Origin of the sequence: Binatus sp. (SeqCode), from assembly GCF_036522015.1 — a bacterium.
Classification (GTDB): Bacteria; Desulfobacterota; Binatia; order Binatales; family Binataceae; genus Binatus.
In genome coordinates this window covers 1-13,191 of the sequence record NZ_DATDGQ010000389.1, presented here as the reverse complement: position 1 = coordinate 13,191, position 13,191 = coordinate 1, and the positions used below count along the sequence as shown (strand labels likewise).

13 protein-coding genes and 1 pseudogene are annotated in these 13,191 nt (G+C 61.0%); 8 read left to right on the top strand and 6 right to left on the bottom strand.

The window, feature by feature from the left end:
* Together VIW95_RS16530 and VIW95_RS16525 are read left to right on the top strand one after the other, a co-directional pair.
* Positions 1-1,128, top strand: a 1,128-nt coding sequence (locus tag VIW95_RS16530; protein WP_331588583.1) for an enolase C-terminal domain-like protein, incomplete at its 5' end; no start/stop codon positions are given.
* Entirely contained in the window at positions 1,125-1,934 is an 810-nt protein-coding gene (locus tag VIW95_RS16525) for a hypothetical protein (RefSeq protein WP_331588581.1), read from the top strand. The genes VIW95_RS16530 and VIW95_RS16525, both read left to right, overlap by 4 nt.
* A 22-nt stretch (positions 1,935-1,956) precedes the next feature.
* Here the strand turns inward: VIW95_RS16525 and VIW95_RS16520 are convergent, their stop codons facing one another.
* From VIW95_RS16520 to VIW95_RS16510, 3 genes are read right to left on the bottom strand one after another with little or no spacing between them, the layout of a single operon-like run.
* A complete protein-coding gene (locus tag VIW95_RS16520; RefSeq protein ID WP_331588579.1) occupies positions 1,957-2,289 on the bottom strand; it encodes an L-rhamnose mutarotase in 333 nt (110 codons plus the stop codon).
* Complete coding sequence (locus VIW95_RS16515) at positions 2,289-3,065, bottom strand: SDR family oxidoreductase (protein ID WP_331588577.1); 777 nt, start codon at positions 3,063-3,065, stop codon at positions 2,289-2,291. The genes VIW95_RS16520 and VIW95_RS16515 overlap by 1 nt, the downstream gene beginning before the upstream one ends.
* A gap of 45 nt (positions 3,066-3,110) precedes the next feature.
* Positions 3,111-3,914, bottom strand: coding sequence for a response regulator (locus VIW95_RS16510; protein WP_331588575.1), 804 nt, complete (start codon positions 3,912-3,914; stop codon positions 3,111-3,113).
* Between the two features lie 354 nt (positions 3,915-4,268).
* Here VIW95_RS16510 and VIW95_RS17670 point away from each other — a divergent pair.
* The 4 genes and pseudogenes from VIW95_RS17670 to VIW95_RS16485 all read left to right on the top strand — a co-directional run bounded on the left by VIW95_RS17670 (position 4,269) and on the right by VIW95_RS16485 (position 7,685).
* A pseudogene (locus VIW95_RS17670) lies at positions 4,269-5,616 on the top strand (MFS transporter).
* A complete protein-coding gene (locus VIW95_RS16495; RefSeq protein WP_331588569.1) occupies positions 5,613-6,353 on the top strand; it encodes a potassium channel family protein in 741 nt (246 codons plus the stop codon). The pseudogene VIW95_RS17670 and the gene VIW95_RS16495 overlap by 4 nt, the downstream one beginning before the upstream one ends.
* A 1-nt stretch (position 6,354) precedes the next feature.
* The gene (locus tag VIW95_RS16490; protein WP_331588567.1) at positions 6,355-6,810 is read left to right on the top strand and encodes a MaoC family dehydratase; all 456 of its coding nucleotides are present in this window, start codon (positions 6,355-6,357) and stop codon (positions 6,808-6,810) included.
* A complete protein-coding gene (locus tag VIW95_RS16485; RefSeq protein ID WP_331588565.1) occupies positions 6,807-7,685 on the top strand; it encodes a CoA ester lyase in 879 nt (292 codons plus the stop codon). The genes VIW95_RS16490 and VIW95_RS16485 overlap by 4 nt, the downstream gene beginning before the upstream one ends.
* Before the next feature lie 22 nt (positions 7,686-7,707).
* Here VIW95_RS16485 and VIW95_RS16480 read toward each other — a convergent pair whose 3' ends face one another.
* Positions 7,708-8,073 carry a GIY-YIG nuclease family protein gene (locus tag VIW95_RS16480; RefSeq protein ID WP_331588563.1) on the bottom strand — a complete coding sequence of 122 codons (366 nt, stop codon included), beginning with the start codon at positions 8,071-8,073 and terminating at the stop codon, positions 7,708-7,710.
* A gap of 202 nt (positions 8,074-8,275) precedes the next feature.
* On the opposite strand from VIW95_RS16480, the gene pobA reads away from it, so the two are divergent.
* Together pobA and VIW95_RS16470 are read left to right on the top strand one after the other, a co-directional pair.
* The gene (gene pobA, locus VIW95_RS16475; protein ID WP_331588561.1) at positions 8,276-9,457 is read left to right on the top strand and encodes a 4-hydroxybenzoate 3-monooxygenase; all 1,182 of its coding nucleotides are present in this window, start codon (positions 8,276-8,278) and stop codon (positions 9,455-9,457) included.
* Positions 9,458-9,633: 176 nt separating this feature from the next.
* Entirely contained in the window at positions 9,634-11,373 is a 1,740-nt protein-coding gene (locus VIW95_RS16470) for a hypothetical protein (protein WP_331588559.1), read from the top strand.
* 68 nt (positions 11,374-11,441) lie between these two features.
* Here VIW95_RS16470 and VIW95_RS16465 read toward each other — a convergent pair whose 3' ends face one another.
* Positions 11,442-12,131, bottom strand: coding sequence for a glutathione S-transferase N-terminal domain-containing protein (locus VIW95_RS16465; protein ID WP_331588557.1), 690 nt, complete (start codon positions 12,129-12,131; stop codon positions 11,442-11,444).
* 42 nt (positions 12,132-12,173) lie between these two features.
* Entirely contained in the window at positions 12,174-13,004 is an 831-nt protein-coding gene (locus VIW95_RS16460; RefSeq protein ID WP_331588555.1) for a hypothetical protein, read from the bottom strand.
* Between the last annotated feature and the right edge of the window lie 187 nt (positions 13,005-13,191).

Sequence of the window (13,191 nt, the reverse complement as noted above, 5' to 3'; positions counted from 1 at the left end):
GGCAACGAAGTTGTAGTCGCAGCCGTCCGCGCCCTGCAACATCTGATCGTCGGCTCGAACTACGAAGACATAGTCGCCGACCTCGGCGGCTTCTGGCAGCGCCTCACGTTCGAGAGCCAGCTCAGATGGATCGGTCCGGAGAAAGGCGCGATTCACCTCGCCACGGCGGCGATCGTGAATGCGGTCTGGGATCTGTACGCGAAAATCGAGCACAAGCCGGTGTGGAAACTCGTCGCCGACATGACGCCCGAGCAATTCGTCTCGTGCATCGATTTCCGATATCTCACAGACGCTCTCACCAGGGCCGAGGCGCGTGAAATGCTGCGCGGCAAATTCGCGACGCGCGCCGATCGCGAAGCGCAGGTGCGGAAAGACGGCTACCCGGCCTACATCACGTCCGCCGGATGGATGGGGTATCCCGACGACAAAGTTCGCCGATTGTGCCGCGAGGCGCTCGCCGCGGGATGGACCCGGTTCAAAATAAAAGTCGGCCGCGACTCCGCCGCCAACGTGCATCGCGCGGCGCTGGTGCGCGAAGAAATCGGACCGCGCGCCGTCATGATGATGGACGCGAACCAGGCGTGGGACGTCGGCGAGGCGATCGAGTTGATGCGTCCGCTCGCACGCTTCAATCCACTGTGGATCGAAGAGCCTACCAGCCCCGACGACGTCCTCGGCCATGCCACGATTCGCCGCGCGATTGCGCCGATCGGTGTCGCGACGGGAGAGCATGCGGCCAATCGTGTGATGTTCAAACAGTTGATGCAGGCAGGCGCGATCGATTTCTGCCAGTTCGATAATTGCCGCCTCGGCGGACTCAGCGAAGCGCTCGCCGTGCTCTTGCTGGCGGCGAAGTTCGGCGTGCCTGTCTGTCCGCACGCCGGCGGAATCGGGTTGTGCGAATACGCCCAGCACGTTTCGCTGATCGATTACATCTGCGTGAGCGGCAGCCTCGAAAACCGGATGATCGAATTCGCCGATCACCTGCACGAGCACTTCAAGGATCCTGTAGTAATTCGCGGCGACCGCTATCTGCCGCCGACCGCGCCGGGCTTCAGTATCGAGATGCTCCCCGCCTCGCTCGACGCGTTCGAATTCCCGGGCGGTTCAGAATGGAGACAGAAATGAAGCACCGAATCAAATTGACGTTGTTCGTCTTCCTTGCATTGTCGATCGGCGCGATCTCGTCGGCGCAATCGGCGACCACGGATGACGCCAGCACTGCGACCGCGCTGCACGTGGCGATCGTAGGACCTCAGCGCTCCGACGCCAACAAGGCGCGCGACAAATATCGCCATCCGCTCGAGACGCTCACCTTTTTCGGGATTAAGCCCGACATGACTGTCGTCGAGATCTCGCCCGGCACTGGTTGGTACACCGAGATCCTGACGCCGTTTCTCAAAGACCACGGCAAGCTTTACGAAGCGGTCGGAGGAGGCGCGGGCGCCAAGACCTTCGAGGACAAGCTCAAGGCCGATCCTGCGACCTATGGCCAGGTGATCGTCACGACGCTACAGCCGCCAACCCAAACCGAAATCGCGCCCGCGGGCACCGCCGATATGGTGCTGACGTTTCGGAACGTCCACGACTGGCTCCCACGCGGCACGACCCAGGATTACTTCAAGGCCTTTTATCGCGCGTTGAAGCCGGGAGGAGTCCTCGGAATAACCGACCATCGCGCAGATCCGTCGCAGCCGCAGGATCCGAAAGCAAAGAATGGATACGTGCGCCAGGATTACATGATTCAAATCGCCGAACAGGCCGGCTTCAAGCTGGCGGGCACCTCGGAAATCAACGCAAATCCAAAGGACCCGCGCAATCAACCAGTGTGGAATCTGCCGCCAACCTTGCGGCAGGGGGATAAGGATCGCGACAAATACCTCGCAATCGGAGAGAGCGACCGCATGACGCTCAAGTTCGTCAAGCCGAATTGAAATACGCGGCTCGCGCCGAGCGTTAGAGCGTGAAGACCAGCTTCATCTCGGCCCACCATTCGTCCGGCTGCGCACCGGGGACCGGCTCCTGCATCGACGCCATCAGTTCCTGCCATTCGCGATTGCGCGGATTGCTCGCCTCGTAGCGTGCGAAGTCGCGTTCTGGATCGAATGCGTCTGTAGTCTCCATGAACATGAAGAGCTGGCGGCCGAGTTTGAAGATGAGCATGCGCTCGACGCCGACGGACTTGAGCCCGCGCTCGACCTCCGGCCAGATTGCGCGATGGTGCTCGAGATAGCGCTCGATGATCTGCGGATGATCCTTCAGGTTGATTGTGCGGCCGTACTGTTTCATCAGAATGCGAGCACGCCGCCGTCGATCGGATACGCCTGCCCCGTGATGAACGAGGCCTCGTCCGAGCACAGGTAGAGCGCGAGTGCCGCGACCTCTTCCGGCGTGCCCATCCTGCCGAGCGGTTGATACTCGGAGAGTTGCTTGAACATCTCGGCCTCCCGTCCCGGATATGTCGTGCGCAGGTATCCGTCGACGAAGGGAGTGTGAACGCGCGCGGGGCAGATGCAGTTGCATCGGATGCCGCGCTTGACGTAATCAACCGCGATCGAGCGCGTCATCGTCAGCACGGCGCCTTTGCTCATCGAATATGCGAAGCGATCGGTGAGGCCAATCAACGACGCGATCGACGCGAGGTTGAGAATCACGCCGCCGCCGCTCGCAAGCATCCGGCGCACTGCAGCCCGCGAGCAGAGAAATATGCCTTTCACGTTAACCGAATAAATTCGATCGAAGTCTGCTTCCGGTGTGTTCTCGACCGTGCCGATGTGCGCGATTCCTGCGTTGTTCACCAGTATGTCGATGCGCGGTCCATCCCGGTCGGAATCGATTCGCGTGAAGGCGGCTTCGACTGACGCGGCAAGCGCGACGTCGCATTCGAGCGCCGATGCGCTGCCGCCGGCAGCGCGAATATTCTCGACCGCGGCGCTGGCCGCTTTGAGATCGCGATCGAGCGCGAAAACACGCGCGCCGTTTTGCGCAAACGTCGATGCGATCGCCAAGCCAATCCCCGAGCCCGCGCCAGTCACGATCGCCGTCTTGCCGTCGAGTCGGAACACGCGAAAACAGTAAAACAGGCGGGCGCTACATGACAACCGGACCGGTCACTGTTCTTCCGGCTCGCGCAGAACTCGGCCGATCCGCGCGATCAGTTCGCCGGAGTTGAACGGCTTGGTGACGTAATCGTCGGCGCCGAGTGAAAAACCCTTTACCACCTCGGCTTCGTCGCGATGCGCGCTGATCAGAATCACCGGCGTATGCCTGGTTGCCAGCTCGCCGCGCAGCGCAGTCAACGCCTGGAACCCATCCATACGCGGCATCGACACGTCCAGTAGCACGAGGGCCGGTCGTTTCATGCGCGCGAGATTGAGCGCCTGCCTGCCGTCGTGCGCGATGCCACATTCGAAATTGAAGTGCTTAAGAATCGTCGAAAGCATCACGATTGTTGTGGCGTCGTCATCTGCCAGCACCACGAGCCGGGATCCCTTTGGAGTCGAGGTGTGGTTCGCGGCTTCCGCGGTCTCGACGAATCTGAGGACATGATAAGCCCTGAGCAACAATTCCTCCGGCGTGCACGGCCGCAAAACGAATTCGCGGTTGAGGTCGAAGCACGCAGCGAATCCCGCCACCAGTTCGTCGAAGGAGCCGACAATTATCGCGGGCTTTCGGCTATGCGCGATCATTTCGATCGGGGCCGGCCGCTCGTCACAGCCGATGGCCGAAGCGTTGATGAAGCACGCATCGAAGGGCGAGAAGGAGTTGAGCCCGGGAATGAGCGGTTCCGCACCGATTACGTGACCAATTCCACGGGCGGCCACCAGCGCTGCGATGATCGAGTCGCCCTCGGGCGCGTCAAACCCCATCAATCCGAATCTCTTGCCCGCTAAAGATCGAATGATTTGGTCCATGACGGACGCGCTCCTCCTTCTTGCGAAAGTGACGAACCGGGTCGCATCGCCAGGTGCGTTACGCTCACCAGGCGCCATTTTCCACTTACGCAACGTCCGTGCCTTGCCGCGATCTAAGCGCAGCATCAAAATTGCGCGCACCTACACCAGCTAGCCCGTGTCGCCAAGATGGACAAAGGAGACGAGCTAAAGGGGTTGACCAACATTGGGACAGACGGCGTCGCTTTTCGGGACCTGCGGTGGGGCTGCAATCCGTGCAAAATGACGCCCCGACAGCCTCGGTTCGACTCTGAAATGCTAATCGCTTTTCACTGCGAAGGCGTGTACAGCAGTTGCTAACCGCCTTGGTTCGCTATGCCTTACGCCGATGGTAATTACCTTGACGAGCAGTCCCGCCCGCCTGAAACCGCCGTCGAATCGCGGCTCGCTGACGCCGCGCTGTCAAACGCAAGACGCCGGCTGATTCCGTTCCTGTTCGTGCTCTATCTCGTCGCCTACCTCGATCGGATCAACGTCGGCTTCGCGTCGTTGCAGATGAACCATGAGCTTGGACTGACAGAATCGGTGTTCGGCTTCGGCGCCGGACTTTTTTTCCTGGGCTATTCGCTTTTCGAAGTGCCGAGCAATTTGATCCTCGAGCGGGTCGGCGCGCGCCTTTGGATCGCGCGAATCATGATCAGTTGGGGCGTGGTCGCGATGGCGATGATCGCGGTCCGCGGCGCTGCATCCTTCTTTGCCCTCCGGTTCATCCTGGGACTCGCCGAGGCTGGATTTTTCCCCGGCGTGATTCTCTATCTCACTTTCTGGTTCCCCGCTCGCGAGCAAGCGCGAGCAGTAGCACTATTCATGACAGCGACCGCGCTCGCCGGCGTTATCGCGGGTCCCATCTCAGGCGCGCTGCTCTCATTGCACGGACTCGCGGCGCTGTCAGGCTGGCAGTGGCTATTCATCCTCGAAGGACTGCCAGCCGTGATTCTTGGTGTAATGGTATTTCTCTATCTGCCCGATGGTCCAAACGATGCTATCTGGCTTGAGGTCGAGGAGCGCGCCGCATTACTTAGTAGGCTCGAGAGAGAGAGAGCGGGGACGTGGTACTCAGAAGCGTTCGCGCAGTTTGGTCGAGGCGATTAGCAACTCGACTGTCTGGATACTCTCGCTGGTATATTTTGCAATTGTATTTGGATTATATGGTGTGACTTTCTGGCTGCCGCAGATTATCCAGAGCGTCGGCCATCGCAGCGACTTCGAAATCGGGATGCTGTCTGCGATTCCATTCTTCGGCGCGGCGATCGCAATGGTCTATGTCGGCCGGGCGTCGGACCTGAGCGGCGAGCGCCGGCGGCATCTCGCGGTTTGTGCGGGGGTCGGCGCCATCGGCCTGATGCTGGCGTCGATGACTCGTTCTCCAATTCTGTCGCTGGGCGCGCTCTCGATTGCGGCGGCGGGAATCTGGGGCCCCTTCGGACCATTCTGGGCGGTGCCGCCCGAGTTTCTCAGCGGCGCGGCGGCCGCCGGCGCGATCGCGCTGATCAACTCGATCGGGAACCTCGGAGGCTTCGCCGGTCCTTACGTTGTCGGTATCGTCAAACAAAGGACGCATAGTTTCGCCGGCGGGATGATCGTGATGGCGGCGTCGCTGGTCGCGGCCGGACTGCTCGCCTTGACACTGCCGGTCCCGTTGCGCGAAACCGATCCATCATGAGCGAGAGCAGCAGCGTACTCAGCCCTGCGACCTGGTGGCGGAGGCTGGGGCTGGCGCATCACAACTGGCCGGGCAGATTCACCGTGCTGCTCGTAGCGATTCTGTTGTTGCTCGTCACTCAGCCTTTGTTTTCGCACCATGCCTTCGCGCAGAATCTTGCGACCGCGACGATCTCTTTCGTGCTTCTAGCCGCTCTCTATGCGCTTAGATCGACCAGGATATTCTTCGCCATCGCGTCGGTGCTGCTGGTTCCTTCGATTGGAGGCCGCGTGGCGCTGTTGTTCACGCGGAGCCCTGCGGTCGAAGTGGTCAGCGCGATCTCTTCGTGCCTGTTTCTGGCTGTGACAATCATCGCGCTGGTTTCCAGGCTATTCATCGTAAGGAGCGTGACGCTCGACACGATCAGCGCGGCGATTTGCGCCTACCTGCTGATGGGCGTCGCATTTGCGTATGCCTTCGCAGCCGTCGAACTGCAAAATCCCGCTTCCTTCAGCACCGCACTTTTTCAAAAGAACGCGGGCCTCACCGCGCCTCTCATCGCGTCGCTCCACAGCTTCATCTATTACAGCTTCGTGTGTCTGACGACGACGGGCTTCGGCGATATCTCGCCAGTCTCGGAAGGCGCCCGCAGCCTGTCGGTAATGGAGTCGGTGTTCGGCCAGTTATACGTGGCAATTCTTATCGCGCGGCTGGTAAGTCTCGAGGTCGCGCAATCGATCATGAAGGAGCGGGAGTAAGATGTCCGGATTGTATTTTGAAGAATTCGAAAACGGCCAGGTGTTCAAGCATGCGATCACGCGCACCATCACGGAAACCGACAATTTGATCTTCTGCGCGCTCACGCACAATCCGCAGCCGCTACATCTTGATGCGGAATTTGCCAAAGGTACCGAGTTCGGCCAGCGCATCGTGAACAGCATCTTCACGCTCGGGCTGATGATCGGAGTGTCGGTCGGCGACACCACGCTCGGCACCACGATCGCGAACCTGGGCATGGCAGACACGCGCTTCGCACATCCCGTGTTTATCGGCGACACACTTCGCGCCGAGACCACCGTCGCCGAGAAACGCGCGAGCCGCTCGCGCCCCGACGCGGGCATCGTCGTGTTCGACCATCGATGCTTCAACCAGCGCGCCGAGGAAGTCGCCTACTGCAAGCGGTCGGCGCTGATGCGCAAGCGGCCGGCGTCATGACTCTCCGCTCGCTCCTGTTCGTGCCGGGCGACAGCGATTGCAAGCTCGCCAAGTCCGAATCCTCGCACGCCGACGCACTGGTGCTCGACCTCGAGGACGCGGTCGCGGCGGACCGCACCGAAGTCGCGCGCGGGATGGTGCTCGAGTATCTCCGCGCGCATCGCAATCGCGCGAGGACTCAGCTCTGGGTGCGAATCAATCCGCTCTCGACGCCAAAAGCGACACCAGATCTGGCTGCGATCGTGGCCGGTGCGCCCGACGGAATAATGCTGCCGAAAGTTACCTCGGCCAGCGACGTCGTGATGCTCGATCACTTCCTGTCCGCTCTGGAAGCGCGTGACGGCGTCAAGCCGGGATCGATCGCGATCATCCCGGTCGCGACTGAGACCCCGGCCGCGATGTTCGCGCTGGGCGGTTTCGTCGGATGCAGTCCGCGACTGTCCGGCATGACGTGGGGTGCTGAAGATCTCGCGGCCGCGGTTGGCGCCACTACCAATCGCGACGCCGACGGCAATCTCGATTTCACCTACCAGCTTGCGCGCTCGCTATGCCTGCTGGCGGCGGTGGCTGCCGACGTCCAGCCGATCGACACAGTGTCGGTAAACTTCAAGGACGCCCGTGCGCTCAAGCATGAATCTGAGACCGCGCATCGCGCAGGCTTCACCGGCAAGATTGCGATTCATCCTGATCAGGTAGATGTGATCAACGCCGCATTCACCCCGTCGCCCGAAGATGTCGCCTACGCAAATCGCGTGATCGAAGCATTCGCATCAGGCGCAGGCACCGTCGCGCTGGACGGCAAAATGCTCGACATGCCCCATCTTAAGCAGGCACGCCGAACTCTTGCTCTCGCAGCCTCGTTGCACTCGCGCTAGCGCAGTTCTAGAAAGGAGACTCTTAATCTGTCGTCTCTTCTTCTCTGTCATCCCGAGCGGAGCCGAGGGACCCCGGTTTTTTGCGAACTTCATCATCCCACGCCAAACTCAAATCATTCCAATTGGGATTCATCGACTCGATCAGTCGGATCTTCTTTTCGCGCCGCCAACCTTTCAGTTGCTTTTCGCGTGAAATGGCCGTGGCTGGATCAGCAAATTCCTCGAACCGGACTAGACGATTAACGTGGTAGGTAGCAGTGAAGCCCGGGATCTCCTTTATCTGGTGTTCGTGGACTCTACGAACCAGGTCGTTAGTGATTCCGATGTAGATGGTGCGAGATGGACTCGCGACGATGTACACGAAGTAGGAGGTGCCTGACGAACTCATCTGTTAACTGACTGTATCGGATCTTGAGTCGCGCAGTGAACAAGCCTGGCATCGAGAAACACTCGGGGTCCCTCGGCTTCGCTCGGGATGACACAATTGGAATCCACCTGCGGCGTTGATCGAAGACGGACTCCTCACGCCTCCCGGGGGATGAACTGTTCGGCCTTACCCTTGGCGAGCTTCACATGTTACGCATACGTCCATGAATCATCGCACACAAGTCGGCATCGTCGGCGCGGGACCGGCCGGCTTGATGCTTTCGCACTTGCTGCACCTTTCCGGCATCGAGTCCGTCGTGCTCGAGGCTCGTAGCCGTCAATATGTAGAAGAGCGAGTCCGCGCCGGCCTGCTCGAACAAGGCACCGTCAACCTGCTCAAAGAGACCGGAGTGGGCGAGCGGCTGACGCGCCTGGGCCTGACCCATCACGGCATCGAACTGCGCTTCGGCGGCCGTGGCCATCGGATCGATCTGAGCGGGCTGACTGGAGGCAGCACAGTTACCATCTACGCTCAGCACGAAGTCATCAAGGATCTGATCGCGGCGCGGCTGGCCGCCGGAGGCCAGATCGTTTTCGAGGCGGAAGACGTAAGCATCCGCGACTTCGACGGACCAACGCCGAAGATTCGCTACCGCATCGACGGCACTGTCAACGAGTTGTCGTGCGATTTCGTCGCCGGATGCGACGGCTTCCACGGCGTATGCCGTCCGAGTATCCCCAACGGTGTACTGACGATGTACGATCGCATCTACCCGTTCGCATGGCTGGGTATTCTCGCCGAAGCGACGCCATCATCGGACGAATTGATCTACGCCTACCACGAGCGCGGCTTCGCGCTGCATAGCATGCGCTCGCCGGAGATCACCCGGCTCTATCTGCAATGCGCACCCGACGAGAATCTCGCCAACTGGCCCGACGAAAAAATCTGGGACGAGCTCCAGCTAAGACTCGCAGCCGGCAAGGACTGGAAACTCAACCGTGGCGCCGTCATCCAGAAGGGAATCACCGAGATGCGCAGCTTCGTCGTCGAGCCGATGCAATCCGGAACGCTGTTCCTCGCCGGCGACGCCGCCCACATCGTGCCGCCAACCGGAGCCAAGGGCCTCAACCTCGCAGTCGCCGACGTCCGCGTGCTCGCCCGCGCGCTGACTGACTACTACGCCAATAGTAATCGCGAACTACTAACTAGGTATTCGGAAATCTGCCTGCGACGAGTGTGGAAGGTGCAGCGCTTCTCCTGGTGGATGACCTCAATGCTGCATCGGTTCGCCAGTGAAAACGCCTTCGACCAGCGCCGCCAACTAGCCGAGCTCGACTACGTCACGAGCTCGCGCGCCGCATCTCAAACGCTAGCCGAGAACTACGTCGGCCTCCCGATGGAATGACACCCGGGACTTTAATTGCGGCGTTGCTCGCTTCCTCTGGATGACAATAACGAGCAGCATCCGACTATCCGGTAAACGATTGTTGGCTGCCGTACGTAACATATTATAGGGTGCGATTTGCCTGTATGCGTTGGCTTGCGATGCGATTGGCTTGACGACTAACCAGGGGTGCATCGATGAGCGGAATCAAGGGTCTGCTGGCGGCGGCAACTATAACTATCCTCGTGATGCTGGCTGCGCCCGCATCTGCACAGTACAAACCGTGGCCGTCGCCTATCCCGCCCGCGCCTGCGTGGGGCGACTACGATAGCGGTCACACTTTTCGCGATGCTTCCTGGTGGTGGGAGCGTCAGCCTGAATGGGTCAAGCAGAATCACCCTGAGTGGTGGGGCGACTTCGACGAGGACCACCGGTGGCATCCGGCCTGGTGGTGGTGGGATTCGCAGCCTGCGTGGGTCCGTCAGCATCACCCGGAATGGTGGGGCGACTATTACCAGGGCCAGTGGTACCCCGCGACGTGGTGGTATCAGTATCAGCCGGAATGGGCGCGCGAGCATCATCCGGAATGGTGGGGCGACGTTGACCAGAACACCTGGTATCCCGCGGGATGGTGGTGGCATCGCCGCCGCGATTGGGTGTTGCAGAATCACCCGGAATGGTGGGGCGACGATTGGGACGGCACGTGGTATCCGGCGCCGTGGTGGTGGCAGCTTCAGCCCGACTGGGTAACCGCGCATCATCCGGATTGGTGGGGCGACAATTACGAAGGCGTCTGGTACGCGGCGCCGTGGTGGTACCAATATCATCCCGACTGGGTTCGCGAGCATCACCCGGACTGGTGGGGTGACTTCGACGATCACCATTATTGGCGCCCCTCGGGATGGTGGTGGCAGTATCACCCGGATTGGTGCCGACAGAATCATTCGGATTGGTGGGGCGACTTCGACGATCAGCGCATCTGGCGTCCCGCAGGATGGTGGTGGCAGAACCGGCCCGACTGGGTCCGCGAGAATCACCCCGATTGGTGGGGTGACTTCGACGATCGCAAAGTGTGGCGTCCCGCGAGCTATTGGTGGGCGACCAAGCCCGACTGGGTGCGCGAGAATCATCCCAACTGGTGGGGTGACTTCGACGACAAACACGTCTGGCGTACCGACACGTGGTGGCATGACCACGATGCGGCGTGGGCCAATCAGCATCATCCGGAATGGAAAGGCGACTACGACGACAAGCACGTCTGGCGCGACGTCCACTGGTGGGCGCAGAAGAACCCGACCGTGGCGCTGCAGCGTCATCCCGATTGGAACGACACGATGCGCGAGTCGGTCGAGCGCGAGCATGGCGTGCAGCAGGCGGCGATCCAGCGGCAGCACAACGTGGAGTTGCAGGAACTCGAGCGCAATCGCGCGCAACAGCAGCAGCAGGCCGAGCGCAATCGCGCGGAGCAACTGCGGCAGCTTCAGCAAAAGCATGACGTGGAGACGCAGGCTTTCGAGCGGCAACATTTGCAGGAAGAGCAGCAGCGGCAGAAGGCCGCACCTGAAAAGGCCGTCGGCGCCAGCGCCGATTGGCGGCAGGTCGAGGACAAACACACTCAGCAGGCAGCGGATCTCATCCGCCGTCATCAGGATGAAACGCAGGCGCTCGCGCGCAAGCAGGTGGCCGACCAGCAGACGGCTCAGCGCCAACATTTTGCGCAACAGCAGGAGCTACAGCGTCAGCACTCGCAACAAATGCAGTCGTTTGAGCGTCAGCATGCACAGCAGGCGCAGGCTTTCGAGCGTCCGCACGGCGGTGGCGGCGGCGGAGGAGGAGGAGGGGGACACTTCGAAGCGCCGCACGTAGAAGCACCGCACGGCGGTGGTGGCGGACATGTCGAAGCACCGCACGGCGGCGGTGCTACAGGGCATCACTAGGTACAACTAGCTATTAACCTACGAACGCCCGGCACCTCGACGGTGCCGGGCGTTCCGTCAACAACGTACTAGCGGCGGTCGAATTGCTTGGTGCCGTATAGTATCGAGCGGGCTGCGTCGTCCAGCGGCTCCGGCGGGAGATCGGCCATCACGGCGACGCCGCGTTTGACGGCGGGACGCTCGCCGATCGCGTCGAGCCATCGCTTGAAATTCGGGCGGCTATCCAACTCCTCGGGTTCGCGGCGCGTTCCTACCACCCACGGATAGGTGGCCATGTCCGCGATTGAGTAGTCACCGGCCAGGTACGGGCTCTGGGCGAGGCGATTTTCGATCACGTTGAGCAGGCGGCGCGATTCGTTGGTATAGCGCTCGATCGCGTACGGAATCTTTTCAGGGGCGGCGCGAAGGAAGTGGCCCCGCTGCCCGAACATCGGTCCGACGCCGGCCATCTGGAACATCAGCCATTGCACGACGTTGTAACGCGCGCGCATCTCCGACGGCATGAACTTGCCGGTCTTCTCCGCGAGATAAAGCAGGATCGCACCCGACTCGAACAGCGCGAGCGGCTTCCCGCCCGGCCCGTCATGGTCGATGATCGCGGGCATCCGGTTGTTGGGGCTGAACTTCAGAAACTCAGGCGCGAACTGCTCGCCCTTGCGGATGTTTACCGGGACGATTTTGTATTCGAGCCCGGTCTCTTCGAGGAAGATCGTAACCTTGTGTCCATTCGGTGTGGGCCAATAGTACAGATCGATCATGTGAGTCTCCTGCGAACAATTCTTGTCGTTGCGCGATCGTTTTTACTGCGGAATCCAGATGGGAGCGGTGCTGAACAGGTGATCGACGATCCCGATCTGGTAGGCAAGGAACAGTCCGAAGCCGAAACTCAGCAGGCCTGACCCGGTCACGAGCGTTTGACGAATCCATGACGCCTGGCGGGAGACGACCATGAACGGGGTCGCGATTGCGGTGGTGATCAGGCCCATTCCGATTATCGTACCGACGCAAAAGATCGCGAGGTAAAGCGTCGCCCACAACGGTTGCGGAATCGCGCTCAGGACGAGCAGCGCGATCGCGGCGCTGCCTGCCAGCCCGTGCACGAGTCCCACGGCAAATGATCTCAGCAGCGGGCGCCGCGCGGCGAACGCCGGCAACGCGTCAACGTCAATCATATGATCGTGATGCATCGCGTCGGTGTCTTCGTGAGAGCCGGCGTGAACGTGGGGATGCGCATGCATCGCGCCGTCGTGTTCATGCGCGTGCGCATGGACGACCAGGTGTTCCTGATGCGAAGAGCCCCGGCGCATTCGAGACGCTCCTTTCAGAACCAGGCTTGCGGCGGCGCCGATGCCGAGGAGAATCAGCACGACCGCGACGGCGAATTCCATCGCGAGCCCGAGCCGCGCCGGGATCGCAATTTTGAAGACGATGATCGCGGCGCCAACAATCAGCACGGTCAGCGTGTGACCGAGTCCCCATACGACTCCGATCCGGGCGGCGACGGCGAGCCGGCGTTCCCGGCTGAGGATTGTGGTGACGGCGATCACGTGATCGGGATCGGTCGCATGGCGCATTCCGAGCAGCAGCCCGAGGAGCGCGATAGCGAGCGGCGCGGCGTTGGCAGGAATCATCAGGTGGCTCCTTAAGCGACTCAGGCCAAAATCGACAGTACACCCATTTTTTTTCCAGGAGAAAGGCGTGTCTGACGCTGTGGCGCTTGACACTGAAAAACGGTTCGGCAAGAGATCCACCCAAGAGGCCTAGCGATGAGCAATAATATTGAACCCTTCCGCATCGCCGCGACTGACGCGCAACTCG

Bases quoted from the DNA above. Each gene is read 5' to 3' on its own strand.
- VIW95_RS16490 (WP_331588567.1), top strand. From the start codon at position 6,355: ATGTCCGGATTGTATTTTGAAGAATTCGAAAACGGCCAGGTGTTCAAG.
- VIW95_RS16520 (WP_331588579.1), bottom strand. From the start codon at position 2,289: ATGAAACAGTACGGCCGCACAATCAACCTGAAGGATCATCCGCAGATC.
- VIW95_RS16495 (WP_331588569.1), top strand. From the start codon at position 5,613: ATGAGCGAGAGCAGCAGCGTACTCAGCCCTGCGACCTGGTGGCGGAGG.
- VIW95_RS16525 (WP_331588581.1), top strand. From the start codon at position 1,125: ATGAAGCACCGAATCAAATTGACGTTGTTCGTCTTCCTTGCATTGTCG.
- VIW95_RS16470 (WP_331588559.1), top strand. From the start codon at position 9,634: ATGAGCGGAATCAAGGGTCTGCTGGCGGCGGCAACTATAACTATCCTC.
- VIW95_RS16465 (WP_331588557.1), bottom strand. From the start codon at position 12,131: ATGATCGATCTGTACTATTGGCCCACACCGAATGGACACAAGGTTACG.
- VIW95_RS16510 (WP_331588575.1), bottom strand. From the start codon at position 3,914: ATGGACCAAATCATTCGATCTTTAGCGGGCAAGAGATTCGGATTGATG.
- VIW95_RS16485 (WP_331588565.1), top strand. From the start codon at position 6,807: ATGACTCTCCGCTCGCTCCTGTTCGTGCCGGGCGACAGCGATTGCAAG.
- VIW95_RS16460 (WP_331588555.1), bottom strand. From the start codon at position 13,004: ATGATTCCTGCCAACGCCGCGCCGCTCGCTATCGCGCTCCTCGGGCTG.
- VIW95_RS16480 (WP_331588563.1), bottom strand. From the start codon at position 8,073: ATGAGTTCGTCAGGCACCTCCTACTTCGTGTACATCGTCGCGAGTCCA.
- pobA (WP_331588561.1), top strand. From the start codon at position 8,276: ATGAATCATCGCACACAAGTCGGCATCGTCGGCGCGGGACCGGCCGGC.